At 69.6% G+C, this 23,970-nt stretch carries 24 protein-coding genes; 12 read left to right on the top strand and 12 right to left on the bottom strand.

From position 1 onward, the window contains the following. Positions 1–66 precede the first annotated feature (66 nt). On the bottom strand, positions 67–903 hold the full coding sequence (locus ACGFIB_RS27155) for a helix-turn-helix transcriptional regulator (RefSeq protein WP_393375944.1): 837 nt from the start codon (positions 901–903) through the stop codon (positions 67–69). A gap of 109 nt (positions 904–1,012) precedes the next feature. Here ACGFIB_RS27155 and ACGFIB_RS27150 point away from each other — a divergent pair, with 109 nt between their 5' ends. Next, positions 1,013–1,774 (top strand): SDR family oxidoreductase, encoded by a 762-nt coding sequence (locus ACGFIB_RS27150; RefSeq protein WP_393375941.1) that lies wholly within the window; start codon positions 1,013–1,015, stop codon positions 1,772–1,774. Positions 1,775–1,793: 19 nt separating this feature from the next. Here the strand turns inward: ACGFIB_RS27150 and ACGFIB_RS27145 are convergent, their stop codons facing one another. The 8 genes from ACGFIB_RS27145 to ACGFIB_RS27110 form a co-directional block, all read right to left on the bottom strand. Next, positions 1,794–2,336: an RDD family protein gene (locus tag ACGFIB_RS27145; RefSeq protein ID WP_393375938.1), complete on the bottom strand. Its 543-nt coding sequence runs from the start codon at positions 2,334–2,336 to the stop codon at positions 1,794–1,796. Between the two features lie 42 nt (positions 2,337–2,378). Then, positions 2,379–5,276, bottom strand: a complete 2,898-nt coding sequence (locus tag ACGFIB_RS27140) for a CDP-glycerol glycerophosphotransferase family protein (RefSeq protein WP_393375935.1) — start codon at positions 5,274–5,276, stop codon at positions 2,379–2,381. Positions 5,277–5,502: 226 nt separating this feature from the next. After that, complete coding sequence (locus ACGFIB_RS27135) at positions 5,503–5,826, bottom strand: MGMT family protein (RefSeq protein ID WP_223853176.1); 324 nt, start codon at positions 5,824–5,826, stop codon at positions 5,503–5,505. After that, a complete protein-coding gene (locus ACGFIB_RS27130; protein WP_142571370.1) occupies positions 5,823–6,191 on the bottom strand; it encodes a hypothetical protein in 369 nt (122 codons plus the stop codon). The genes ACGFIB_RS27135 and ACGFIB_RS27130 overlap by 4 nt, the downstream gene beginning before the upstream one ends. Positions 6,192–6,326: 135 nt before the next feature. Further along, complete coding sequence (locus ACGFIB_RS27125; protein ID WP_393375932.1) at positions 6,327–7,526, bottom strand: S8 family serine peptidase; 1,200 nt, start codon at positions 7,524–7,526, stop codon at positions 6,327–6,329. Further along, positions 7,520–8,425: a hypothetical protein gene (locus ACGFIB_RS27120; protein WP_223853175.1), complete on the bottom strand. Its 906-nt coding sequence runs from the start codon at positions 8,423–8,425 to the stop codon at positions 7,520–7,522. The genes ACGFIB_RS27125 and ACGFIB_RS27120 overlap by 7 nt, the downstream gene beginning before the upstream one ends. Before the next feature lie 9 nt (positions 8,426–8,434). Next, on the bottom strand, positions 8,435–9,700 hold the full coding sequence (locus tag ACGFIB_RS27115) for a S8 family peptidase (RefSeq protein WP_357264757.1): 1,266 nt from the start codon (positions 9,698–9,700) through the stop codon (positions 8,435–8,437). Further along, positions 9,694–10,413: a hypothetical protein gene (locus ACGFIB_RS27110; RefSeq protein WP_142571368.1), complete on the bottom strand. Its 720-nt coding sequence runs from the start codon at positions 10,411–10,413 to the stop codon at positions 9,694–9,696. Before ACGFIB_RS27110 ends, ACGFIB_RS27115 begins: the two co-directional genes overlap by 7 nt. A 151-nt stretch (positions 10,414–10,564) precedes the next feature. Between ACGFIB_RS27110 and ACGFIB_RS27105 the strand changes: the two genes are divergently transcribed. Then, on the top strand, positions 10,565–11,032 hold the full coding sequence (locus ACGFIB_RS27105; RefSeq protein ID WP_393375927.1) for a hypothetical protein: 468 nt from the start codon (positions 10,565–10,567) through the stop codon (positions 11,030–11,032). Then, entirely contained in the window at positions 11,032–11,445 is a 414-nt protein-coding gene (locus ACGFIB_RS27100; RefSeq protein ID WP_393375924.1) for a winged helix-turn-helix domain-containing protein, read from the top strand. The genes ACGFIB_RS27105 and ACGFIB_RS27100 overlap by 1 nt, the downstream gene beginning before the upstream one ends. On the opposite strand, the gene moeZ is transcribed toward ACGFIB_RS27100, so the two are convergent. Both moeZ and ACGFIB_RS27090 read right to left on the bottom strand, forming a co-directional pair. Next, the gene (gene moeZ / locus ACGFIB_RS27095; RefSeq protein WP_142571365.1) at positions 11,439–12,617 is read right to left on the bottom strand and encodes an adenylyltransferase/sulfurtransferase MoeZ; all 1,179 of its coding nucleotides are present in this window, start codon (positions 12,615–12,617) and stop codon (positions 11,439–11,441) included. The two genes, ACGFIB_RS27100 and moeZ, sit on opposite strands and share 7 nt — an antisense overlap. A gap of 129 nt (positions 12,618–12,746) precedes the next feature. Then, entirely contained in the window at positions 12,747–13,661 is a 915-nt protein-coding gene (locus tag ACGFIB_RS27090; protein ID WP_357250099.1) for an alpha/beta fold hydrolase, read from the bottom strand. A gap of 393 nt (positions 13,662–14,054) precedes the next feature. Here ACGFIB_RS27090 and ACGFIB_RS27085 point away from each other — a divergent pair, with 393 nt between their 5' ends. The 6 genes from ACGFIB_RS27085 (at position 14,055) to ACGFIB_RS27060 (ending at position 20,563) form a co-directional block, all read left to right on the top strand. After that, positions 14,055–14,654 (top strand): hypothetical protein, encoded by a 600-nt coding sequence (locus tag ACGFIB_RS27085; protein WP_357250101.1) that lies wholly within the window; start codon positions 14,055–14,057, stop codon positions 14,652–14,654. Between the two features lie 427 nt (positions 14,655–15,081). After that, entirely contained in the window at positions 15,082–15,693 is a 612-nt protein-coding gene (locus ACGFIB_RS27080) for a hypothetical protein (protein WP_142571362.1), read from the top strand. A gap of 895 nt (positions 15,694–16,588) precedes the next feature. Next, positions 16,589–17,050 carry a hypothetical protein gene (locus ACGFIB_RS27075; protein ID WP_357250107.1) on the top strand — a complete coding sequence of 154 codons (462 nt, stop codon included), beginning with the start codon at positions 16,589–16,591 and terminating at the stop codon, positions 17,048–17,050. A 776-nt stretch (positions 17,051–17,826) separates the two neighbouring features. After that, positions 17,827–18,363, top strand: a complete 537-nt coding sequence (locus ACGFIB_RS27070) for a hypothetical protein (RefSeq protein WP_393375919.1) — start codon at positions 17,827–17,829, stop codon at positions 18,361–18,363. 746 nt (positions 18,364–19,109) lie between these two features. After that, positions 19,110–19,661 (top strand): hypothetical protein, encoded by a 552-nt coding sequence (locus ACGFIB_RS27065; RefSeq protein ID WP_357023485.1) that lies wholly within the window; start codon positions 19,110–19,112, stop codon positions 19,659–19,661. A gap of 599 nt (positions 19,662–20,260) precedes the next feature. Next, the gene (locus ACGFIB_RS27060) at positions 20,261–20,563 is read left to right on the top strand and encodes a hypothetical protein (RefSeq protein ID WP_142571358.1); all 303 of its coding nucleotides are present in this window, start codon (positions 20,261–20,263) and stop codon (positions 20,561–20,563) included. A 225-nt stretch (positions 20,564–20,788) separates the two neighbouring features. Here ACGFIB_RS27060 and ku read toward each other — a convergent pair whose 3' ends face one another. Further along, complete coding sequence (gene ku / locus ACGFIB_RS27055) at positions 20,789–21,706, bottom strand: non-homologous end joining protein Ku (RefSeq protein WP_393375916.1); 918 nt, start codon at positions 21,704–21,706, stop codon at positions 20,789–20,791. Positions 21,707–22,079: 373 nt separating this feature from the next. On the opposite strand from ku, the gene ligD reads away from it, so the two are divergent. The 3 genes from ligD (at position 22,080) to ACGFIB_RS27040 (ending at position 23,935) form a co-directional block, all read left to right on the top strand. Next, positions 22,080–22,961, top strand: a complete 882-nt coding sequence (ligD, locus tag ACGFIB_RS27050) for a non-homologous end-joining DNA ligase (protein ID WP_393375914.1) — start codon at positions 22,080–22,082, stop codon at positions 22,959–22,961. Positions 22,962–22,996: 35 nt separating this feature from the next. Further along, positions 22,997–23,242, top strand: a complete 246-nt coding sequence (locus tag ACGFIB_RS27045) for a hypothetical protein (RefSeq protein WP_229689748.1) — start codon at positions 22,997–22,999, stop codon at positions 23,240–23,242. 72 nt (positions 23,243–23,314) lie between these two features. Further along, positions 23,315–23,935, top strand: coding sequence for a TetR/AcrR family transcriptional regulator (locus tag ACGFIB_RS27040; protein ID WP_142571355.1), 621 nt, complete (start codon positions 23,315–23,317; stop codon positions 23,933–23,935). Positions 23,936–23,970 lie beyond the last annotated feature (35 nt).

Raw genomic sequence — 23,970 nt, 5'->3', positions numbered from 1 at the left:
GCAGATCGTGCCCGAATGCCCACTCCGTGTCCTAGTAGGGCGGATCAGCCGGCCTAGTAGGGCGGATCAGCCGGCCGCCGCCTCCTGTACGCCGGGTTCGCGGGCCTCGCGAAGCCGGGCCAGTACGCGGCCGGTCGGGGAGGCCGGATCGGCGGTGTACATGACGACCAGCAGTTCGGGGTCCCCGGGCAGGGCCAGGGTCTCGTACGCGAAGTCCAGATCGCCGAGCTCCGGGTGGTGCAGCAGCTTGACGCCGAAGGTCTTCTCGGCGACCTGGTGCTCCTCCCACAGCCGGGCGAAATCAGGGTCGGCGGACAGGTCGGCGACGAGTGGGCCCAGCAGCGGATCGTCTGGATGCCTCCCGGCGTACAGGCGCAGGTAGGAGATGGCCTCGGCGGCCACGGCCGCCCAGTCGCGGTAGAGCGAGCGCGCCGCCGGCGTCAGGAACGTCAGACGGGCCAGATTGCGCTCACCCGGCGGCACGGCCGAGAACCCGTTGATCCGTTCGGCGAGGGCGTTCCAGGCGAGCACGTCCATCCGTGGCCCCATGACGCACGCCGGGACGGAGTCGGCCGCGTCCAGGAGCATCCGCACCCCGGGCCGGACGTGCGCGAGGGGAGCCCGCCGATCGTCCGGCGGCCGGAGGAGGCGGCGCAGGTGCGCCCGCTCGGTGCCGTCCAGGCGCAGCACCCGGGCGACCGCGTCGAGCACCTCGTCGGAGACGTTGCCGACGCGCTCCTGCTCCAGGCGGATGTAGTACTCCGCGCTCATGCCCGCGAGCAGCGCGACCTCCTCGCGCCGCAGCCCGCTGACCCGCCGGCGCCCGTGTGCCGGGAGCCCCGCGTCCTCGGGTCTGATCCGGGCCCGGCGAGAGCGCAGAAACCGTCCCAGATCACCGTTCATGGAGCACAAGCCTAGTACCGCCGTTACCAGTACCAGGCGTGAGCTGGGTAAACCCGGCCGACCCCGCCACAGTGGCTCTCGTCGAACCCGCGAACTCGAAGGAGTCACGATGAGCTACGAGAACCTGGGCGGACGCGTCGCCGTCGTCACCGGGGCCGCCAGCGGCATGGGAGAGGCGACGGCGCGGCTGCTGGCCGCCTCGGGCGCGAAGGTCGCGCTGCTCGCCCGGCGCGCCGACCGGCTGGAGGACCTGGTCCGGAAGATCGCCGCGGACGGCGGCACCGCGGTGGCCGTGACCGCCGACGTTACCCGGGACGACAGCGTGGCCGCCGCCGTGGACCGGATCCACGCCGCGCTCGGGCCTGTGGACCTGGTGGTCAACGCCGCGGGCGTGATGCTGCCCAACGCCATCGACGACGGCCGCATCGACGAGTGGACGCGGATGCTCGACACGAACGTCGCGGGCGCCCTGCGGATCACACGGGCCTTCACGGCCGACCTGCTCGCGGCGGCGGCGGAGGGCCGGACGGCCGACCTCGTCAACATCTCGTCGATCGGCTCCCACCTCCTCTTCCCCGGCTATGCCGTCTACGGGGCCACCAAGGCCGCCCTCACCCACCTGTCCGCGAACCTGCGCACGGAGTTCGGCCCGCGCGGCGTACGGGTGACCAACATCGAGCCGGGCCTGACGGCGACAGAGCTGGGCGACCACGTCGACAGCCCGGAGATCGGCGCGCAACTGGCCGGAATGTTCGAGGTCATCACGCCCATGACCGCCGAGGAGATCGCCGACCTGATCGCGTACGCGGTCAGCCGGGCCAGGCACGTCAACCTCCGTCAGGTCGTCGTGCTGCCGACGAACCAGGCCTGAGCGGTCGGCAGCGGAGGCGTCACTCGCGAGATCCCGAGACGACCCGGGTTCCGCCGAGCAGGTCGTAAGGCGTCCTGGTCGAGGGCAGGAAGAGGGCGCCCAACCAGGCGAACATGATGACGTAGACGATGATCGTCAGCACCATCAGAGACGCGGACGGGTTCCGGGCCGTGGTGGCGAAGCCGTACGCGACGGTGTGCCCCAGCTCCCACGGTAGAGCGATCTTGGCGGTGTTACGCAGCAGCGCCCGCCCGAAACCGACCGGCCGCCCGGAGTGGGCGTCGACGACGATCAGGCCCCTGGCCCTTTTACCAGGGGTGGCCTGGAAGCGGCCGGACTCGCGCCAGGCACACCACAGGGTCACCGGCGCGATCAGGAAGAGGAACGAGATGAGGTTCCACAGGCCGACCGGCAGTCGCAGTCCCGCCGAGTAGAGGGCCACGCCGACCGGGACCAGGAGCAGCGGAAGGACGAGGATCCGCAACCAGTCGATCAGCCAGGCCGCGATGCGATGCCAAGCCGGTGCGCGGTTCCCCCCGTTGATCGATGATGTAGTCGGCATGGCGTCCTCGATCCCGGCACGACAGCACGCTCTCGGCCAGGATCAGGACGTGAAGACGTGGTCGATGACCCGCGCGGTGGCCTTGCCGTTGTCATGCGGCGCGTAGGTCCGCGTGAAGGCCGCGTAGCGGTCCGACAGCTTGGCGGTCACGGCGTCGATGTTCCGCAGGGCCTCGACGACCTCCGGTGAGGTCTCCAGGCGCGGCCCCGGGCGCTGGGACTCCAGGTCGAGGTACAGCCCGCGGGACGAGCGATACTTGGCCAGGTCCGGCGTGAACAGCACGACCGGCCGCCCGGTCGCCACGAAGTCGAACATGACCGACGAGTAGTCGGTGACGAGCACGTCGGCGATCAGCAGCAGATCGGCCGTGTCGGGGTAGGTCGTCACGTCGATCGCGAAGCCGTCCTGCGCGTTGACGTGGGGGAAGGCCTGCATCATGTGACCGCGGACCAGCACCACGTGGTCGGCGCCGAGTGCCCGCTTCGCATCCGCGAGGTCGAGCTTGACCGTGGCGTTCCTTCGGTCGTAGTCGCGGTAGGTCGGCGCGTACAGGACGACCCGCTTGCCCTCGGGGATGCCGATCCGGCGCCGGATCTCCTGCGCCAGCGCGTCGCGGTCCCCGGAGACGAGGACGTCGTTGCGCGGGTAGCCCGACTCCAGGATCTCGCCCTCGTAACCGAAGGCCTTGCGCAGGACGGACGACGCCCACGGACTCTGCGACAGCAGCAGGTCCCAGCCGCGGACCTCCACGGCCTGGCGGTGCCACACCGGAGGCCGGGGCTCGCGCTTCATGTGGGCCTGGTCGCGGCCGATGTGCTTGACCGGCGTGCCGTGCCAGGTCTGCACGCACACCTGGTCCTCACGGGTGCGGAACCACTGGGGCATGAAGCCGTTGGACACGATGTAGCGGGCGCGGGCCAGCGCCTCGTAGTGCTCCCGGCTGCCCTCGCGGACGACCGTGGGCGCCACGCCGTCGCCGAGGCCCAGCTCGCGCGAGCCCGGCGGGACGAACGCGCCGTCCCTGACGACCCAGATGTGCTCGCCCTCGTCGCCGCGCCGCACCCGCTCCTCGTAGACGGCACGCGGGTTGTCGGAGTAGGCGCGGCCGTCGAAGGAGACGTAGACGGTGGCCTCGCGCAGCGGGCGGGCGCGCTCGGCCGGGTAGAAGGTGCGGCTGAGCGCCCACACGCCGGCCGCGCTCCGCTCGTCGCCGGGCCGGTCCTCGGCCGCCACCAGCACCGGCACGTCGTAACGGGTGGCGACGAACCGGTAGACCCGGCCGCCGATGAGCCGGGGGCTCTCGTCCAGCGCGTCGAGGCCGGCGTGGTCGAACCGGACGGGCACCATGGCGGGGCCGTACCTGCCGGGCGGGGCCACCGAGACGTTCCAGGTGCCCTCGGCCAGCGGCACGGCCGACCCCAGGCGCGACATCGCGCCGGGCGACAGCCGCACGGTGAAGCGCTCGCCGTCGCGCTCCAGCGGCACGCGGATGCTGAGCCCGCCCCGGTGCCGCAGCACGAGGTCGCGCGGGCCCTGGTCGGGGTCGGGGTAGCGGCCGATGAGCGTGATCGACTCGTCGTGCCACTCGGCCGAGGTGATCACGGGCAGGATCTTGTGACCGGAGATGACGACCCGGTCGCGCCGGTCGCCCTGCACCGTGACCTCGCGCTCGCCGAGCAGGAGGCGGGTCTCCTCCGCGCCCTCCAGCATGACGGCCGCGGCCGGGTCTCCCTTGGGCTCGACCCACAGCCGCCGGGACTCCGCGTTGAGCAGCGTGCCGACCCCGAGCGACAGCGAGAAGCGGCTGCCGCCCTCGACCGGGGCGAAGTCGGCCGACATGCGGTGACCGCCGACGCGGGCCTTGCCCTTGGTCACGGCCCGGCCCGGCAGGAAGCCGGTGAGCTCGATGTTGTCGCCGTTCAGCCGGACACCGGTGAGCTGGGCGCGGGTCGGCTGGAAGACCACCTGCAGCGCCTTGTCGGAGGTCCACACGGGCCGCACCCACCAGCGCGGGCGCACCTGCAGGCCGGCCGGGCGCTCGGTGCGGCCGACCACCGGACCGCGCAGCACGCCCTTGGCGCGGGCGGCACGGCTCCAGATCACGATCTCGGCCCGCCAGGTGGTGGTGTCCTGGACGACGTGGCGGCGGCGCAGCACCCGCTTGGTGCCGCGCACCAGGGCCCGCACTCCGGAGCGCCAGCGCAGGGCGAACGGATGCAGCTCGGCCGTGAAGCCCGCCCAGTCGTAGTTGCATCCGGGCTCGCGGGCCGCGTGGGTGGCCTCGGGGCGGTAGGTCCTGCGGGTCTTCATCGTGACCGGGGGCAGCCAGCGGGGGCCGCGCAGCACGACGGTGGCGCGGTTGAACCGCCCGCTGCGGACCGACAGGCCCGCGATGTAGGCGTGCCCGGTCACTTTCAGGCGGTTGCCCACCCAGGTGATGTCGTCGATCTGCGTGACCGGCACGAGGTCGGCCGCCCGCAGGCGCAGCAGCGAGGGGTCGCCGACCTCCACCGGCAGGTCGGCGTACCACCGCAGGCCGCGCCGCACCCGGCGGGAGGGCTCGGCCGCGGCGGCGGCGAGCTTGGCCAGCGCGTCGCCCTCGGCGAGCTCGCCCTGGTCCTGCGTCTCGATCAGGTGACAGGCGACCCGGCGCCCGACCGGCAGCTCCCGCTTGACCTTCGGATCGACCTCCGCGAGGTAGGGCCGGAGCGCGTCGATGGTCTGGCGGCGGCGGGCGGGCCCGCGCTTGGCTGCGGCGTCGAGGCGCAGACCCAGGGGACCGACGATCGCCTCACGGTCGACCTCCCGGCGCTGCGTGGGGCTGAGCCCCTCCGCGCGCACGAGCGCGACCAGCGCGTCGATCGGCTCGCCTCGGTCGTAAAGCTCCTGGACAGCCCGCAGTCGTTCGGCGACGGCGTCGCTCGTGGGTGCGGGTGTCATTCGGGAGGCACCACCCTTCGCAGACCTGTGTTCAGAAAATGGTAATGCCCTCAGAACACTGCCAGACCTGACTCGCGAAAGCCTGTGGATTTCCTGTGAATCAGCGGGTGACACCCCTGTGGCACCGGGTGACGAGAGGCACTACGCCGGGCGGAAGAACGCCGATCGGACCGCCCGGGGCGCGGCGTGTCAGCCCCCGAGTCAGACCGGGAACGGACAACGACGATCATGGCGACGGCCGGTTCCGGCCGTCCCAGCGGGCCGCACGCATGTCCGCCCGCACGCCGCGGAACGGGGTGCCCTCCTCGCGCCACCGGGCCAGGCATTCGGCTTCCAGACCGGGCGCGGGGGTGCCGTCGGCGCGGATCACCCGCCACCACGGCACGGCGCCGCCCCACAGCGACATCACGCGGCCGACCTGCCGCGGGCCGCCCTCGCCGAGATACTCGGCGACGTCTCCGTACGACATCACCATGCCGGGAGGGATCCGCTCGACCAGGTCGAGCACCCGCTCCGCGTAGGGCGGCGGCTGACCGCGGCCGTCCCTCAAGCGCTCCACTCGGTCGGCCCGGCCGCGATGATCTCTTCGAGCTTGCCGAACTCGTAGGTGGACGATCCGTTGATCTGCTCCACGACGCCGTTCCTGAGTCCGTACGCCTCGCCGTCCTCACCCACGAGCCGGGCCCCCATGAGATCGGTGAGAAGTGCCAGCTGGGCGACCTGCCAGTCGGACCCGGGCTGGCCGAAGAGCCGTCCCGACCAGATCGCGATCTGGTGCACGGAGTCGCCGTGGCGTGCGACGATCTCGCCCGCCTCGTGCGACCCGCGCAGCTCGAATCCGGCCGTCGCCGAGACGCTCGCGAGTTCGGCGTAGGCGAGCGGTGCATCCCGCTCTACGCGCAGCTCGTACCCCATGAGCCGGGACCCTAGCGAAATTTGACCTGGCTTTGTCACCGGAAACACGAACATCGGGAAGACCGCGTCCGAAATGCTGCAGAACGGCGGCCAACATGTGATCACCGGCGGCGCCGGGTCATCGGCAGCATCCGGTCATCGGCGACGCAGCGCCACGGCCGCGGCGCAGAAACCGCCGAATCCGAGGGCGACGGCGATGCCGTAGATCCAGAGCCTAACCGGATCCGGCCCAGGGCGTGCGGGCCCCTGCGACCCCGGGCCCTTGCCGAAATGCGCGTCGTCCCGCATCGAGGACGCGTGACCATATCCGGTCAGCTCCGCGGCCTTTCGCAGGGCGGCCGCCGCGTCTACGACACCGAATCCGACTTTGTCGTCATAACCCGCGGACGGATGAGGGCGGGAGGTCGCCGTCAAAGCACGCGACACCAATTCCGGCGACAAATCCGGATATTTAGCCTTTATTAGTGCGATAGCGCCCGCGACGAGCGCGCTGGCCACACCGGTCCCCGACACGGCTCCCCGGCGGCCCCCGGCAAGGGTGACGGGCACGCGGTCCCCCGGCGCGGCGACCAGGACCGAGAGGTTGTCGCTGCTGCCCGGCGTCTTCGCGCCCTTGCGGTCGACGGCGGCGACGCCCACCACCCCGGGGTAGCCCGCGGGGAACGCCCAGTAGGAGGTGCCGTTCTCGCGGGCGTACGGCGACCGGCCGGCGTCCCCCACGGCCGCGACGACCACCACCCCCCTCGCCAGCGCGAAGGAGATGGCGTCCCGCTCCACGCGGTCCACGGCGTACGCGGGAACGGGCAGGCAGATGACCTTGGCGCCCCGGCCGGTCGCGTAACGGATGCCGCGCGCGAGCGGGCTGTCCTGCGTCTCCGCGGGTGTCTGTCCCGCCGGGCCCCCAGGTTCGCCGGGTTCGCCGGAACCGCCGGAACCGCCGGAACCGCTCCGGACCACGGTGAGGGACAGCACCCGGGCCTCCGGCGCGATCCCGGACGTCCCTCCGCCGCGCCCGCTCCCGGCGATCGCCGAGGCCAGCGCGGTCACGTCGTCGCCCGGCCGCATCGTGTCGTCGCCGAACATCGCGCCCGTCAGGTCCGGCCCGCGCTCGACCCGGCCGCTCAACTCGGGCACGGCGTCGTCGGGCCGCCCGCTCCCGAGCAGGGCGACGGTCACGCCCGCGCCCCTGCTGACCTTCCAGGCGGCGGCGGCGTTGACGGCGTCGAGCGCCCACCGCGAGTCCTCGCCGCCGGGTGCCGGCGCCGCCGCGACCGCGGGTCCGGTCCCCAGGAGGACGGCCGTGAGCGCCGCACAGAGGAGGGCCGGCCTCAGCACACGTTCCCCTGGGTGCAGCGAGGCACGTCGGGGGGCTCTCCGAGGGCGCGCGCGATGCGCCCGGCCACGGTCTCGGCCACGGGCCACATCTCGCTGTTCACCTGTTCCTCCAGTGGGACGGACTCACGAGTCCTTCCGTCGGTGTACCCCACAGCGGAGAAGACGATGTACGGCCCGGCGCCCACCCATCCCGTGCGCTGGCGCTGGGCCGCGCCGAAGGTGTCGGTGACCGTGCCGGGGAAGGCCACGGGCCGTACGCCCACCCGGTCGTCCACGGGCAGTTCGCCCGCCGCGTCGGCGCGGGCCTGCTCGCTCGGCAGCACGGCGACGCCCACGGTGACGGCGAACGTCGAGGTCTGGTCGACGTAGGTGGCGCGCAGCACGGCCTGGCAGCCGTGCCCCCGCAGCACCGACGCCACCGGCGCGTCGGCCGCCTCGGCGCACGCGGCCTCGGGGGCGATGCCCACCCTGCGCGCGTACTGCTGGGCGCGGCCGAGCGCCGTGTACGGAAGCTCCTCGGGGAAGACCATGCCGGCGGGCCACGCACGCCACCGCCGGGCCACGTCCTCGGCCACGTAGCGGGCGCGCTCGGCCTCGGTGAGCGGCCTGGACCTGTTCTCCTGGATCAGCCCGACCGACCCCAGCAGCACGTTCACCGCGGCGACGGCGAGAACGACGCCCATGATCGTCAGATAGAGCGAGCGGAAGCGGATGCCGCGCTCGAGTTCGGCCCGCTCCCTGGCCGCCCGGGCGGCGGCGGCCCGTCCCCTCGACGCCGTCCAGGGACGCGCGCGGGCGCGGCGGGCGGACGCGCCGAGCGGCAGCGCCCGCGGATCCACCCGCCGGAGGCCGGACGGCGTCCGCGCCGTCTGCGGGATGCGGGGCTGCTCGGGCGGCATACCTCGATGCTACGTCGGCAGGCCTGTCGGCCAAGGAGCAGGCGGCAGCGCGTCGTCTTCCTCCCGCTGCCGTCTGCGTGCCCGCCGGGTGAGGAGCAGCAGGACGGCCACGCCCGCGCCGGACCCGGCGAAGGCGCCGAGCGCGATGGCTCCGTCGAGGAGGATCGCCCCCGTGTCGCGCCGTACGACCACGATCGGGTCCTGGTCGCCCGCGGCCGGGCGGACGGCACGCGAGGGGCTCTGCACGCCCGCCCCCGACGCCGTGGCGCGGTGGCGGGCGAGGGTGGCCGCGACGCTCAGCGCCCGGTAGGCGTTGACCACGCCGAACCCGGTGCCGGTGTTGTACGGCCCCTTCGTGGCCGGCGACGACGTGAGCGCCTGCGCGACGAGGGCGGGCGACATGCGGGGATACCGCGACTTGATCAGCGCGGCGACACCGGAGACGAGCGCGGTCGCCTGCGAGGTCCCCCGGCCGACCCAGTACTCGTCGCCGGGACCGGCCCCCAGGACGTCGACGCCCGGCGCGGCCACCATCACCGAGGAGTTCCGGTTGGAGAACGAGGCCCGCCTCAGTGTGGACGTGACGGCCGCGACCGAGATCACGCCGGGGATCGCCGCCGGGTAGGAGTACGGCGCGGTCCGCTTGCCCGCGCCCTCGTTGCCCGCCGCGGCGACGAGGACGACGCCCTTGGAGATCGCGTATCTGATGGCCGTGCGCTCGTCCTTCGTCGGCATGTCCTTCGACAGCGACAGGTTGATGACCTCGGCGCCGTGGTCCACGGCGTACCGGATGCCCTTGGCGACCACGGCCTCGTACCGCGCGTCGGAGTTGAACGTGCGGAACCCTGGCTCCTCGTCCTCCAGGATCACCCGCACGGACAGCACCCTGGCCTGCGGCGCGATGCCGATGATGCCGTCCGCGCCGCCGGGACCGTGTCCGTGCCCGGCGATGAGCGAGGCCATGTACGTGCCGTGCAGGCGCACCGGCTGCACCCCGCGCGGGTTGGCCCCGGCCGTGAAGTCCCTCCCGGTGACGACCGATCCCGCGAGGTCGTGGTGATCGGGATCGACACCCGAGTCGAGGACCGCGACGGTCACGCCCCTCCCTTTCGTGAGCCGCCAGGCGTTGTCGACGTCGAGCGTGCGCAGCACGTCCTGCTGGCTGAGCCGCACGTCGTCGGCCCTGGCCGGGCCGGGGACGAGGAACGCGCCGCCCGACAGGACGAGCGCGGCGGCGGACGCCGCGAGAACCCCGCGGCGCAGCGCGGTCAGCACCGCCACTCCTTGGCGGTGCAGTCCGGGGACGCCGGAGCGGTGAGGGTCGCGCCGACCTCCTCCGCCAGGTCCTCGGTGAACGAGAACATGGTCTCCCGCTGCTCCCCGAGCGCACGGGCCGGGCGGCCGTCGACCTGGCCCGCCGTCGCCATCACGAGGTACGGCCCCGCCGTACGCAGCGTCAGCGACTGGCGCCCGCTCGCGGTGAAGCGGTCGGTCACGGTGCCGGGAAACGCGAGGGCGCGCAGCCCGGGGGCGGCCGACCCGCCGCCGGGGAAGATGGGGATGGCCGAGCGCGCCCTGAGCGCGTCGGGGAAGGCCGCCACGCCGATCGTCACCACGACGCCCTGCAGGGCGTCGAGATAGGTGGCCCGCAGGACCGCCCGGCAGCCGGCCGCCGTCATCTGGCCGGCGATGGCCGTGTCGACGGCGCCGCGGCAGTCGGTGCGCGAGGAGATGCCCACCCGCCGCGCCAGTTCACGCCCGCCCTGCTCGCTCGTGTAGACCAGGGTGGCGGGGAAGATCCGGCCGGTCGGCCAGCGCTCCCACCGCAGCGCCGTCTCGGCCGCCTGCGCCTCACGCAGCTCCGCCGCGCTCGGGCCTCTCGTCAACTCGGCGACGGCGGCGCTGGCCGCGATCCCGCCGACGATCGCGCAGACGAGGGTGATCGCGGAGGCCACGGCCACGGCCGGCCAGGTCCGCGTCTCGCCCACTGCGCCTCCGTTCCCGCCGCGGCCTCCCTCCTTCAGTGACCTTAACGCGACCTACCGCCCGCCATCCCCACAAATGCCACCGGAAAGTACTTGACGCTATGGAAAGTGGAAAGTACTTTCCGAAGTGGAAAGAGCATTGGGAGGAGCCCCTATGAACCCCGAGGAAGCGGCGCGGAGCCTGGCGACGATCCGGCAGACGCAGGCGAAGGCGATGAGATCCCTACCCTGGCTGCCCACGTGGTTCATCGCGGGCATCGGCCTGCTCGTGACCGGAATCCTCTGCGTCAGCGAGCCCGGCACGCCGATCCCGATGGCCGTGGGCGGCGGGATCCTGCTCTGCGCGGCGCTGGGCGCCCTGATCGCGGTCTTCGTCAGGACGCGGCCGATGACCGTCAACGAGCCCGCGGCCAGACGGGCCTTCTCGGCCGTCTACCTGCCCTGGCTCTTCGGCGGCCTCGTGCTGTGCTGGGTGGTGTCGTTCGGCCTCCAGGCCGCGGACGTGCCGTACGGGATGGCCTGCGGCGGCGTCGCCATGACCGCGTACTTCGCCCTCGGCAGCCGGGCGATCTCCCGCCGCATCGCCCGCCGGGTGGCCCGCCGGTTCGAAGAGGCCCGGTGATGGAGCTCGATCCGGTCATCCACGCGCCGGCCCGGCTGCAGATCGTCTCGCTGCTCGCGGCGGCCGACGAGGCGGAGTTCGGGTTCGTCCGCGACACCGTCGGCGTCAGCGACTCCGTCCTGTCAAAGCACGGCAGCGCGCTGGAGGCCGCCGGATACGTCGCCGTACGCAAGGGCTACGTGGGCAAGCGGCCCAAGACGTGGTTCAAGCTCACCGGCAAGGGGCGCGCGGCGTTCACCGCGTACGTCGAGAACCTGCAGCGCATCGTCGCGCCCAGCGGCCTCAGCGTGGTGCCGGACGAACGCGTTCAGCGTGTGGACGACCAGCGTGTGGACGACCGGCGTGTTGACGACGACGACGACGGCCGCCGCCTCGTCGTGAGGCGGCGGCCGTCGTCGGTTCCGCGTCAGTAGGTCGGCAGGCTGGGGTCGACCGTCTTGATCCAGCTCAGCACGCCGCCACCCACGTGGACGGCGTCGGAGAAGCCGGCGTTCTTGAGGACCGCGAGCACCTCGGCCGAGCGGGCGCCCGACTTGCAGTGCAGCACGATCTTCTTGTCCTGCGGCAGCGTCTCCAGGGCCGAGCCGTTGAGGAACTCGCCCTTGGGGATCAGCACCGCGCCCGGGATGTTGACGATCTCGTACTCGTTCGGCTCGCGGACATCGATGATCATGATGTCCTCGCCCCGCTCGCGCATCGCCTCAAGCTCGGCCGCGGTGATCGTGCTGCCCGCGGCGGCCTGCTGCGCCTCGTCGGAGAGCGTGCCGCAGAACGCCTCGTAGTCGATCAGCTCGGTGATCGAGGGGTTCTTGCCGCACAGCGGGCACTCGGGGTCCTTGCGGACCTTGACGTCGCGGTACTTCATCTCGAGCGCGTCGTAGATCATCAGGCGGCCGACGAGCGGCTCGCCGATGCCGGTGATGACCTTGATGGCCTCGTTCACCTGGATGGAGCCGATGGACGCGCACAGCACGCCGAGCACACCGCCCTCGGCGCAGCTCGGGACCATGCCCGGCGGCGGGGGCTCGGGGTAGAGGCAGCGGTAGCAGGGGCCGTGCTCGGCCCAGAAGACGCTCGCCTGGCCGTCGAACCGGTAGATGGACCCCCACACGTACGGCTTGCCGAGCAGCACGGCCGCGTCGTTGACCATGTAACGGGTGGCGAAGTTGTCCGTGCCGTCCACGATGAGGTCGTAGCCGGAGAAGATGTCCATCACGTTGTCGGTCGTGAGAGCGACGTTGTGGATGATGACGTTGACCAGCGGGTTGATCTCGCGCACGCTCGCGGCGGCCGACTCGGCCTTGAGGCGGCCCACGTCCGACTGCCCGTGGATCACCTGGCGCTGCAGGTTCGACTCGTCCACGACGTCGAAGTCGACGATGCCGAGCGTCCCGACCCCGGCCGCGGCCAGGTACAGCAGCGCGGGGGAGCCCAGACCGCCCGCGCCCACGCACAGCACCTTGGCGTTCTTGAGGCGTTTCTGACCCGCCATGCCGACGTCGGGGATGATCAGATGGCGCGAGTAGCGGCGCACCTCGTCAACCGTCAGCTCTGCTGCCGGCTCTACCAGCGGTGGCAACGACACAGTCCCACTCCTGCTCTCCGTGTCCCGTTTTCGTGCCAATGGTCGCGCTCGGCTCCATGGGCCCAACACAAGCTCTTCTCACAACTTAACCGGGGTGGCCCCGCATTCCCCAATCAAGGCATTCCCCACTCACGCCGTTCGGCGCAGGGGCGTCCTCGTGTAGGCGAGCAGGCGGCGCGCCTCCCGGGCCACGAGCTCGGGGTATTCCATCTGTGCCACGTGACCGGCGTGCGGAAGGGTGACCAGGCGCACGTCGCGGAAGACCCGTCCGGCCCGGTGTGCCATGCGGGCGTGGACCAGCCGGTCGCGCAGGCCGTACACGACGAGGGTGGGCGCGCGGACCCGCTCGGCCTGCCGCCAGAGGTTGTCCGGGCCAACGCGGAAGTACTCGCGCACGATCGCACGGGCGCAGCCGACCATGGCCGCCCCCGCGTGCGGCAGGGCGTCGCGGTGGCGCAGCTCCTCTATCGCCTCGTGCAACCGCTCCGGGTGGACCCGCCCGGAGTCGGCGTAACACATGCTGAACGTCGCCTGGGCGCGCCGCTCCGGCGGCAGCGCGCCGAGCCAGCGGACGGCCAGCTCGCCCAGGCGCGGGGTGGCCGACATGGCGATCCTGGCGGGGCCGTACCTCGGCAGCAGGTCGGGCAGCGCCGGCGAGACCAGCGTCAGCGACCTGACGAGGTCGGGCCGCGTAGCCGCGACCCGCACCGAGACCGCGCCGCCCATGGAATTGCCGAAGAGGTGGACCGGCCCCTCCCCCAGGGCCTCGACGACCCGGACCAGCGCCCTGGCGTGGGCCGGAACCGAGTAGTCGCCGTCCGCGGGCTCCGGGGAGTGCCCCGCCCCCGGCAGGTCGACGGCGACCCCCCGCACCTCGTCGGAGAGCTCGCCCATCAGGTCGGTCCAGTTGGTCGCCGAGCCCGCCAGGCCGTGCACGTATACAGCGGTCTCGGGCGGGCCCTTCGGGGTCGTCCGCACATGGATGCGCGCGTCACCCATGTCGATGAGCCGGCCGGGCCACGGTGGAATCGGCTCGACACCCACGCGTCCTCCCCTGTTCGCCTCGTGCTTGTCGACCATAACCCTGCCTGTAGGTCACCCCGGGGGGCACTCCCACTACCCGGGGGACGCGGGATCGATCATCCGGGTTCGCCCCGATCAGCGAGAGCGACATAGGGGCAATATCGCCCTCATTCGGACATTTCGAAATGCGGATACGAATCACATTTCGGACCAAAGCGATCCTATCGGTGTTAACGATGCCAATAAAGCGATAAGTGAATGGCAAAAGCCGCCGACCGCCGTTTGTCACTCGTACGGTGAGGAAAACAAGACAATGCAGGGATGATCCACCAAGGGTCATCAGTAAGGGCATTTTCCGAACGACTTGGAAAAGGCCGGAGTGTCGGGGCAACAATCCTTCAAGGAGGACATGAAATGCCCAAGTTCAACAACCTGGTCGGGATCCTCGCGATCAGCGCCGCGCTCACCGGTGGTGCCGTGGCCCTGGGTACCACTGTCGCCGCCACCAGCGCGAGCGCCGCGACCGTCATGGGCGGCTACGTGGGTGGCGGTGGCTACCCCTACGCGAACTACAACCGCAACCGCAATGCGCAGCACCAGAAGAACAAGGGTGCGAACGCCAACAAGAACAAGAACAAGAACAAGACGAAGCAGTGGCAGCACGAGCGGCAGAACCAGGGCCAGAACCAGTTCCTGCTGCGTGACTTCACGCTCGTCCTCACGCCGTTCCAGAAGACGGACACCGACGCGCGGGCGCTTCCGTACAACTGGCAGTACGGAAACACGCAGTCGTACCCGTACACCCGTACGAACAGCTACAGCGACCAGTTCAACAACCCGCGTCAGGACCAGGACTCCCTGGCCCAGCCGAAGACGAACACGGCCACCGAGGTCAACCCGCGCGTGAAGAAGAAGGACATCGACGCGGACATCGACGTGGACGTGGAGAAGGAGAAGAACAGGCGCTACTACGGCGGCTACGACCGCGGCGAAGAGCCCGTGATCGTGCCCTGACGGGATCCGCACGAGCGGCCCATGAGCGGCCTCGGTGAACGTCCCGGCCACTGCGGGTGACGCGGCAGCCGACGGCCACCCGTACTCGTGACCGGCGGCCTTAGCTGCGCCGGAACCGCGAGCGACGGGAGACACGCGCGGGCGCGGAGCGGCGGGCACTCCGCACGGCGGAACGGACGGCGATCGGATGGCCGTGAGACACGGCTCCGGAGCCGCCCGCGTCCGCCGCTCCTTCCGCGGGCGAACGAGCAGTCGAGAGAGCAGTCGAGAGAGCAGGGCACCGGCGGCGTTTTCGAGGAGAGGACCACCGGTGCCGGGCGAACGCATCGCGCCGCGTCACACACGACGGCGCCGAACCCACTACCACCCGCCCTGGTCCCTCACGGGACCGGGCCGGGGTTGCGATATTCAGAGGAGAAACACCCAGATGTCCGTGTTGAAGAACATCGCCGGGGCCCTCGCCCTCGGCACCGCGCTGAGCGGCGCGGCCATCGTGCTCGGTGGCGCCACCGCCGGCACGGCCAGCGCAGCAACCGTCATGGGCGGGTACATTCCCGCTCCGTCCGGCGGTGTCCGCTACGTCCGGCCGAGCTACAACCGCAACTACAACACCAACCGGCAGGCCCAGGGGCAGAAGGGCCGTAACAAGAACAAGAACAAGAACAAGAACAAGAACCACGAGTGGCAGCACGCTCGTCAGTCGGAGAACCAGAGCCAGTTCCTGCTGCGTGACTTCACGCTCGTTCTCACGCCGTTCCAGAAGTCGTCGAACGGCTCCGCCGCGGTTCCGTACAACTCGCAGTGGTCGCAGAACTCCACGCTTCCGTACACCAGCACGAGCGACTACAACCAGCTGCACAACCGGCCGTGGCAGGACCAGTCCGCGCAGGCCGACCCGCGCACGAACACGGCCACCCAGGTCAACCCGGAGGCCAAGACCAAGGATGTCGACCTCGACGTCGACGCCGACATCGAGAAGAACGACGGAAAGCACCGGAGGGGTAACTACCCCCGGCCGTCGTACGACGCCATTCCCTGATTCGCAGCGTCCGCAGCGCGGCCGCGCTGACCGGCCGCGCTGACCGGTCACACTGACCGGCCACGCTGAGCCTCGGGCCGCCAGGCCCGGGTGCCGGATGAATGTGCCCGTGCTCGCCGGGGCGTAGAGATACGCCCCTCGCGAGCACGGGCACTCGTCGTCTCCCCCCACCTCGGCCGCCTCGGCCACCTCGGCCGCCTCGGCCGCCGCGGTCGCCTCGGTCACCTCGGTCACCTCGGTCGCTGCGGTCACTGTTCGCCGCGCACACCCGGGTTCATCATCGAGGTCCCGGCTCCCCGGCCGCCGCCTCCGGGTGTGACCCCGACCCCGGCCCGCGCGGGCGAAGCCCTCAGTCGCGTTCTCCGGGATTCCCGCAGGCCACCACCGCCCAGGCCGGCTCGCCCTCCGCAGCCCCTTCCGGAGCCCCACTCCACGTCCCCTCGAACGCGCCGCGCGAGACCCGGCCACTCCGCTGTGTCCTCCGGCCGCTCCGCGGTGTCCGCCGGCCGCTCTCTGCGTTCCCCGGCCTCCGCTGTATTCCCGGCCTCTGCTCGGCCTCTGCTGTGCGCCCCGGCCGGACGGGCTTGTGCCCGCGCCGTCACCTCCACCCGACGGCACGACCGCCGCTGACGCTCTGCGGCGCCTTCAGCCCGCGAGAGCTCTCACATTCAAATCGGACATTATGGGACAAGTCACCCTTTATGACTCTAAGTATCGCCATAAAGTCCTAATTGCTGATCAAAAGCGACAAGGCGGCGTTTGTCGGGCTCTCCGGTCGGACATCAACGTATCGCAGGAACCCGGCCCACGGGGGCCATAGAGATATTTCTCTCGAATCTCCAGTGAGAAATATCGAAGGATGCGGGGAATTCCAATCCTTTCAAGGGGGACAGCAATGCCCAAGTTCAAGAACGTTCTCGCCGGCCTCGCACTCGGCACCGCGATCGCAGGGGGCGCGATCGCCATGAGCGCCACAGCAGCGAGCGCCAGCGGTGGAGACGGATTCTTCGGTATGGGTGGCATGCCCTGCAACAACAACACCTTCGTTCCCATCGGTCTGAACAACAACAACTGCGACAACAACTTCAACAACTGCAACAACAACAACTGGTGCAACAACAACCAGAACAACAGCTTCTGGAACAACCAGAACTTCTGGAACCAGAGCGCCTTCTCCGACAACCTGGACAGCGACTCCAACTTCGCCATCGTCGGCCCCTGCGCCACGATCGCCTTCAGCGACAAGACCAACCGCGACAGCAACTGGTTCAGCAACGGCCAGTTCAACAACAACAGCTGGTGGAACAACAACAACTGCAACAACTGGAACAACAACAACAACAACTTCTGCAACTGAGAAGGCGGGGCCTGCAACGGCCCGTGAGACGATCGCGCCGCTCCGGATCCCGGCACTGAAGGGATGACGGAAACGGCCGGCCACACCGTCCTCCACCGCCTCGACAGGAGAACGGCGCCCTGAGGCGCAGTCACGTTCCCGCGGCGTCGCACGCTCCGTGAGCACTCCACGCTCCGGGAACGGCCGTTCGATCCAGCAGAGACAAGGGCTCCGGCGAGACTCTCGCCGGAGCCCTGACTTTTTCCCCGTACGGCCCGCTCAGGCGGTGGAGCCCGAGGCGACGGATTCGCCTGCGGGTTCCGGACGGCACGGAAGCCCCTGGGACACACCCGCTCCCGGCCCGCCCAAGCGGCCGCGGCCACACGGCAGTGGCGATGCGGCAGAGGCGATGCGGCAGAGGCGATGCGGCAGAGGCAGCGACAGTTACAGAGGCACTGCGACAGCGGCAGTGACAGCGGCCGACGGCGCCCGACGGCGCCCGCAAGGCCGTAGGCGCTCAGACTTGCCGCCTTCATTTCCGTCCCACGGCCGAGCGTCGACGCGTGAACGCCCTCGCCGGAATCGGTCAATAGGGACATTTCTCTCTCAATACCTCTAAGTCAGCTCATAAGACTCTAACTAGTGATCAAAAGGCTTAGATCGCCGTTTGTCAGGCCGTCGCGCTGGAAATCATGACAGCACAGGAAGTTAGGGCTCAATTAAGGGCCCGAAGGACATTTCTCTCAGAAATTCCTAAACAAATTCAGGGATACTGAATCCTGTCAAGGGGGACACGCATGTCCAAGCTCCACCAGATCATCGCCGGTGTCGCACTCAGCACCGCCGCCATCGGCGGTGCGCTCGCCCTGGGCGCCGGCGCCGCCGGCGCCGCGTCGGGGACCAGCGATGTCGACCGTCCCATCGCCCGGGACGGCCTGGCCAACGGCGTCGACGACAGCACGGGCGGCATCGCCCAGGGCAACAGGGGTATCGGCGAGCGCGGTGATCGGGAGAACGTCTTCCCCGTCTTCTTCAACCCGAACAACAACAACAACAACAACTTCGAACGGAACGACCGCAACCAGAACCTCAACCAGAACAACGACAACAACTGGTGGAACAACCAGAGCTTCTGGAACCAGGGGGCGTTCGCCGACCGGCGCGACGACTTCTCTGGCTTCGGCCTCGTCGCCAAGGACGTCGCGATCGGCTTCCAGGACAAGACGAACAAGGACAACACCTGGTTCAACAACAACTGGTGGAACAACAACAACTGGAACAACAACAACGACGACAACTGGTGGAACCACAACAACAACGACCGCGTGAACTGAGAAGGCAGGTCCAGCGGCTCCTGCGAGACGATCGCGCCGTTCTGAGAAGGTGACGGATCCGGAGAACCTCCCATGAGGCCTTCGACCCCGGCACACGAACCGGCGCCGTTGAGTGCAGAGACACGTTCCCCGATCGACCGGCCGCTCGCTCACGAGCGACGGCCACCGAAACGGGAACGGCCGTCAATCCTTCTACAGTGACAACCAAGGGCTCCGGCGGGAAGGTTCCGCCGGAGCCCTGCTCTTTTCCCCTGCCGCGGTCATCGCCGCCGCCTGCTTCCCCCGCGGCCCTTCCTCCTCGGCCTTCCTTCCGCGACCTTCCCTTCCGCGACCTTTCCCCGCCCCCGCCCCGGTTCACGGCCGCGGCCGCTCCCCGATCTCGTGCGGCGCGAGACGGATGAAGTACGGGCGACGGCCCGCTCCCCGCACCCGCCCCACCGCATTGCAAATACGGGCACCCCGGCACCCCCGCTCGCCGACTGTCGGTACGCGGCCGCATCAGGGGTACAAATCGTACCTATCACTACATAAGGCGCATTATCCATCGAATCAAGCCTATACGCAGCTAATCATTAATCAAAAGCAGCAGACATCAGTTTGTCGGACCGCCCGGCAGGAAATCACCCTAGCGTCGGAAGCAAGGCTCAATAAGAGCCAGGAAGGAATTCCTGTCCGCTGTATGCGGCCGGGAAATGCCGACAGACACAGGGCAATTCGAAATTGAATCCTGTCAGGGAGGAACCATAATGCCCAACCTCAAGAAGATCTTCGCAGGGCTCGCGCTCAGCACCGCCGTCGTCGGCGGGGCCGTCGCCATGGGCGCCACGGCCGCCAGCGCCGACGACAACCCCTTCTTCAAGAAGAACGTTGACCGCCCCATCGCCAAGGACGGCGCGGCCAACGGCGTCGACGACAGCACGGGCGGCATCGCCCAGGACAACAGGAAGGGAGAGGACTTCTTCCCGGGCGCGTCGTTCCCGAACAACAACAACGACCGTGAGCGCAACGACCGCGACCACAACATCAACGACCGCAACCAGAACAACATGTGGGACACCAACAACTGGTGGGGTCAGAACCTCTACAAGGATGACAAGGCCGGCCACGACGCCTTCGGCCTGGTCGCCAAGGATGTCGCCTTCGGCTTCCAGGAGAAGGACGACCGTTCCTTCAACTGGCTCAACAACAACTGGTGGGCGGACCAGAACTGGTGGGACCACAACAACAACGACTGGTGGAACCGCAACGACCGCGAGCACGTCAACAACGGCAACAACAACCGCAACAACGACGTGTGATCCGCGGGGCGTGACGCCTCGCGGGACACAGCGCCGTCCGGTCAGGTGGACGGGAGTCGGTGGGCGGGACCATCCACCGGTTCCTCTTCGCCACCGGCCGGAACGACGGCGCCGGTGAGTGCAGCCAGGCGTTTCCAGCGCATCCGCGCGCAGAGCGACGGGATGCCTGGAAGCGCCTTCCACCGGACGGCATGAGACAAGGGCTCCGGCGAGATCCTCGCCGGAGCCCTGACCTTTTCGGCGCCCGATCCGGCCCCGCGACCGCCTCGCACACCGTCCTGAGCGAGCCGGTTCCCATAGGCCGAAGCGAAGGAGAACAGGGGGTTGACGAACACCGCGAAGGGGAAGCGACGCCTGCCCTACCCCGGATCCCGCACGGACACATCAGGCATGAACGTCGATCAGGTCAGCGGTCGTCCAACGCCGGCTACCGCACCACAACACGAGCCCAAATTCCCTCCGGCCCAGTTTGCCGGCAGGCCGCATCGGTAATGAAGACGCCACGGGCGATGACCGGACATACAGGACATCGCACGGACATTTCCGACAGTTACTGGGAATGTCGCACTCGGGCACTCCATCCTTCGAGGAGGACCTCAATGCCCAAATTCCGGAACGTCATCACCGGCCTGGCGATCAGCACGGTAATGACCGGCGGCGCGCTCGCACTGGGCGCCACCACGGCCCACGCAGCCACCCCTGGCACCCCGACCATCAGCAGCAACTGGGGCCACGGCTCGGGCCACTGCGGACGTCGCGGACGCGGCTGCCGTAACACGGCTGTCAACCGCAACGACTTCCGCTTCTTCAAGTTCGAGAAGGAGAAGAAGGTCAACCGGAAGAACACGGCCTTCGCGTCCGGTGACGCCGTCATCGAGATCGACGGCGACGACGACGACTGACACTGACGGGTGACATCCAGTCGTACGGGGCCGTCGGCGCGACGCCGCGGTGTCCGGGCCCGCCCTGATCATGCCTCCGCCACCTTCGTGGCGATCGGGCGGCGGTGACCGGGCGGCCGAGAGCTTACGGCCCTGTACGGATCGCCTACTTCCACACCATGAAGAAAGCCCCGGCGGCAATGCCCGCCGGGGCTCCTTGAAGAGACCTGAACAGGCCCGGCGGGATCAGGCGGAGCGGCGGGTCTTCCGCTTCTTCGGCGCCTTCTCCTCCTCGCCCGCGCCGTCCGGCCCGGCCTTTCCGGCAGCGGCACCGGAGGCGGCCTTGGTCTTGGCGGCTCTGCCGGGCGACTTGGCCGCGGCGGGACCCTGACGCTCGCGCTTGGCCGCCTCGACACTGGCCCGCAGCGCGGCCATGAGGTCGACGGCCGGCCCGGCCTCGGCGGGGGCCTCGGGGGCGACGACCTCCTTGCCCGCCACCTTGGCCTCGATGACCTCCTGCAGCGCCTCCCGGTAGGCGTCCTTGTACTCCGTGGGATCGAAGTCCGCCACCATCGTGTCGATGAGGGACTCGGCCATCTTCAGTTCCTGGGGCCGTACGTCGACGTCCTCCTCCAGGAACCCGAAGTCGGCCTCGCGGATCTCGTCCGGCCAGAGCATGGTCTCCAGCACGAAGACGCCGTCGCGGACCCGGAGCGCGGCCAGCGACTCGCGCTGGCGCAGGGCGACCTTCACGACCGCCACCTGTCCCGATCGCTCCAGAGCGTCCCGCAACAGCACGTACGGCTTGGCGCCCTGCCCGTCCGGCTCCAGGTAGTACGACTTGGCGAAGTAGATGGGGTCGATCTGGTCCGCGGGGGTGAACTGCAGCACGTCGATCCTGCGGGAGGAGGTCAGCGGCAGGTCGGCGAAGTCCTCGTCGGTCAGCACGACCATCTCGCCGGTCGCGAGCTCGTACCCCTTGGCGATGTCGGAGTAGGGGACCTCTTCGCCGTCGACGGAGCAGACCCTCTTGTATTTGATCCTTCCGCCGTCCTCCCGGTGCACCTGGTGGAACGTGACGTCCTTCTGCTCGGTCGCCGAATAGAGCTTCACCGGGATGGTGACAAGACCGAACGAGATCGCGCCTTTCCAGATGCTGCGCATAGCCACATTCTCGTCTCTTTGTTCGAACAACGCTATGGTGGGATTCAAGGGAGTTACCTCATGGGCAGGTACCCACTATGGCGGTGCCGTATCCGATCGAGCCGATGCTCGCCGTCCCGCGGCATGCACGCCGCGCCTCCCCCGCCGGGTTCACCGGCGCGCCGCTCGGCGACGTCCTCCGCCTGATTGAGCCGCCCGAGATCGGGCAGAGCCCCTTGTCTGACGGGCTCGCGAGGGAGAACTCCCGGAACGCCCGGCGAGATGCGCGGTCACGATGTGCACCCGCGACGGGCGGCCGCGCCCCCCCCCCCCCCGTGCGGCGGCTCGTGCGCGCCGGTGAGATCCCCGCGGAGGCGCGGCGGGAGGAGCGACGATGACGGATAAGGTGCGGGTGAAGGTGGAGGGCCGCCTGCTTGTCCTGACCAACCTGGACAAGGGCCTTTATCCCGACGCCGCCTTCACCAAGGCCGAAGTGATCGACTACTACACCCGGATCGCACCGGTCCTGCTGCCCCATCTGAAGGGGCGCCCGCTCACGGTCAAGCGTTATCCCGACGGCGTCGACGGCCAGTTCTTCTTCGAGAAGAACGTCCCCGGGCACACACCCGACTGGGTCCGTACAGTGACCCTCCCCGCGCCGGGCAGCACCAAGAACCGCGAAGAGATCGACTTCGCGGTCGTGGACGACCTGCCGACCCTGGTCTACTACGCCAACCTGGCCGCCCTGGAGATCCACGTGCCCATGTGGCGGGTGGCCAAGGACGGCGAGCCGCAACCGCCCGACACCCTCGTCTTCGACCTCGATCCCGGCGCCCCCGCCACGATCGTCGACTGCTGCCGGGTCGCCGTCCTCCTCCGGCGGGCCCTGGCCGACGACGGCCTGGACAGCCGCCCCAAGACCAGCGGCCAGAAGGGCATGCAGCTCTACGTGCCCTGGGATCGCGGCCCGGACACCTCCGGCTACGCGAAGGCGCTCGCCCGGCGGATGCAGGCCGAGCATCCGTTCGTGACGAGCGTGATGGCGAAGAAGGAGCGGCCGGGCAAGGTTTTCATCGACTGGAGCCAGAACAACCCGGCCAAGACGACGGTCGCGCCCTATTCGCTACGCGCCGCCGGACGGCCGAACGTGTCCACTCCCCTGCTGTGGGAAGAGGTCGAGGCGTGCGGCAGCCCCGGCCATCTGGTGTTCACCGCACCTGACGTGCTGCGGCGCGTGGCGGAACACGGCGACCTGTTCCTGCCCCTCACCGCTTAGCCCGGCTGCTTAGTTCCGCCGCCACCCTGGCCGTAGTGTTGGACCTGTCGCAGCCGACCTTCGAACGGAAGGACAAGCAGATGCCCGAGATGGACCCCCTCGACGACGTGGTCGAGGAGATCTCGATCGAGGCGCCGGAGGCCGACGCGGTCGAGCAGCACCAGCTCCTCCAGGTCACCGACGACAGGCGCTGGCCCGAGCACGTTCCGTTCGAGGCCGATCCGGCCGACGTGGCCGAGCAGGAGCGCACGGTCGACCTCGACGACGACGACTATCGCTGATCCGGATTACCGACACGTAGGATGAGGCCCCGGGGCGGGAGCCCCCGATGCGCATCTTGCAAGGAGACTGCCGTGACCGCTACCCCGGACGCCAGGCCCCGGGGCACCCGGCTACCCCGGATGGCCCGCCGCCGCCAGTTGCTGAGCGCGGCACAGGAAGTGTTCGTGGAGAACGGCTACCACGCGGCGGCGATGGACGAGATCGCCGAGCGTGCCGGCGTGAGCAAGCCGGTGCTCTACCAGCACTTTCCGGGCAAGCTGGAGCTGTACCTCGCGCTGCTCGATCTGCACGTCGACGACATGGTGACCCGGTGCCGCCAGGCGCTGGAGTCCACGACCGACAACAAGCAGCGGGTGCAGGCCGCCATCGGCGCCTTCTTCGACTTCGTCTCCAGCCAGGGCGAGGCGTTCCGGCTCGTCTTCGAGTCCGACCTGCGCAACGTCGCGCCCGTACGGCAGCGGATGGAGCGTTCGCTGCACGAGAGCGCCGAGGCGATCAGCCGGGTGATCCAGGAGGACACCGGCTGCTCCAGCGACGAGGCACACCTGCTCGGCGTGGGCCTGGTCGGCATGGCCGAGGTGAGCGCGCGCTACTGGCTGAGCAGCCACGGCTCGATCCCCAAGGAGGCGGCGACCCAGCTGATGGCGCGTCTGGCCTGGCGCGGCATCAGCGGTTTCCCGCGCACCGGCTGACCGGAATCGTGTTCGCTTCACGCGATCACCGTGCT

Source organism: Microbispora bryophytorum (genome assembly GCF_043197435.1).
Classification (GTDB): Bacteria; Actinomycetota; Actinomycetes; order Streptosporangiales; family Streptosporangiaceae; genus Microbispora; species Microbispora bryophytorum.
Note: the sequence above shows the minus strand (reverse complement) of the source record. Positions and strands in the feature narration are given on the sequence as shown.

What these genes read in the sequence shown, in the direction of transcription:
- ACGFIB_RS27155 (WP_393375944.1), bottom strand. Translation starts at nt 903, where the DNA reads ATGAACGGTGATCTGGGACGGTTTCTGCGCTCTCGCCGGGCCCGGATC.
- ACGFIB_RS27150 (WP_393375941.1), top strand. Translation starts at nt 1,013, where the DNA reads ATGAGCTACGAGAACCTGGGCGGACGCGTCGCCGTCGTCACCGGGGCC.
- ACGFIB_RS27145 (WP_393375938.1), bottom strand. Translation starts at nt 2,336, where the DNA reads ATGCCGACTACATCATCGATCAACGGGGGGAACCGCGCACCGGCTTGG.
- ACGFIB_RS27140 (WP_393375935.1), bottom strand. Translation starts at nt 5,276, where the DNA reads ATGACACCCGCACCCACGAGCGACGCCGTCGCCGAACGACTGCGGGCT.
- ACGFIB_RS27130 (WP_142571370.1), bottom strand. Translation starts at nt 6,191, where the DNA reads ATGGGGTACGAGCTGCGCGTAGAGCGGGATGCACCGCTCGCCTACGCC.
- ACGFIB_RS27120 (WP_223853175.1), bottom strand. Translation starts at nt 8,425, where the DNA reads ATGCCGCCCGAGCAGCCCCGCATCCCGCAGACGGCGCGGACGCCGTCC.
- ACGFIB_RS27105 (WP_393375927.1), top strand. Translation starts at nt 10,565, where the DNA reads ATGAACCCCGAGGAAGCGGCGCGGAGCCTGGCGACGATCCGGCAGACG.
- ACGFIB_RS27100 (WP_393375924.1), top strand. Translation starts at nt 11,032, where the DNA reads ATGGAGCTCGATCCGGTCATCCACGCGCCGGCCCGGCTGCAGATCGTC.
- ACGFIB_RS27085 (WP_357250101.1), top strand. Translation starts at nt 14,055, where the DNA reads ATGCCCAAGTTCAACAACCTGGTCGGGATCCTCGCGATCAGCGCCGCG.
- ACGFIB_RS27080 (WP_142571362.1), top strand. Translation starts at nt 15,082, where the DNA reads ATGTCCGTGTTGAAGAACATCGCCGGGGCCCTCGCCCTCGGCACCGCG.
- ACGFIB_RS27075 (WP_357250107.1), top strand. Translation starts at nt 16,589, where the DNA reads ATGCCCAAGTTCAAGAACGTTCTCGCCGGCCTCGCACTCGGCACCGCG.
- ACGFIB_RS27070 (WP_393375919.1), top strand. Translation starts at nt 17,827, where the DNA reads ATGTCCAAGCTCCACCAGATCATCGCCGGTGTCGCACTCAGCACCGCC.
- ACGFIB_RS27065 (WP_357023485.1), top strand. Translation starts at nt 19,110, where the DNA reads ATGCCCAACCTCAAGAAGATCTTCGCAGGGCTCGCGCTCAGCACCGCC.
- ACGFIB_RS27060 (WP_142571358.1), top strand. Translation starts at nt 20,261, where the DNA reads ATGCCCAAATTCCGGAACGTCATCACCGGCCTGGCGATCAGCACGGTA.
- ku (WP_393375916.1), bottom strand. Translation starts at nt 21,706, where the DNA reads ATGCGCAGCATCTGGAAAGGCGCGATCTCGTTCGGTCTTGTCACCATC.
- ligD (WP_393375914.1), top strand. Translation starts at nt 22,080, where the DNA reads ATGACGGATAAGGTGCGGGTGAAGGTGGAGGGCCGCCTGCTTGTCCTG.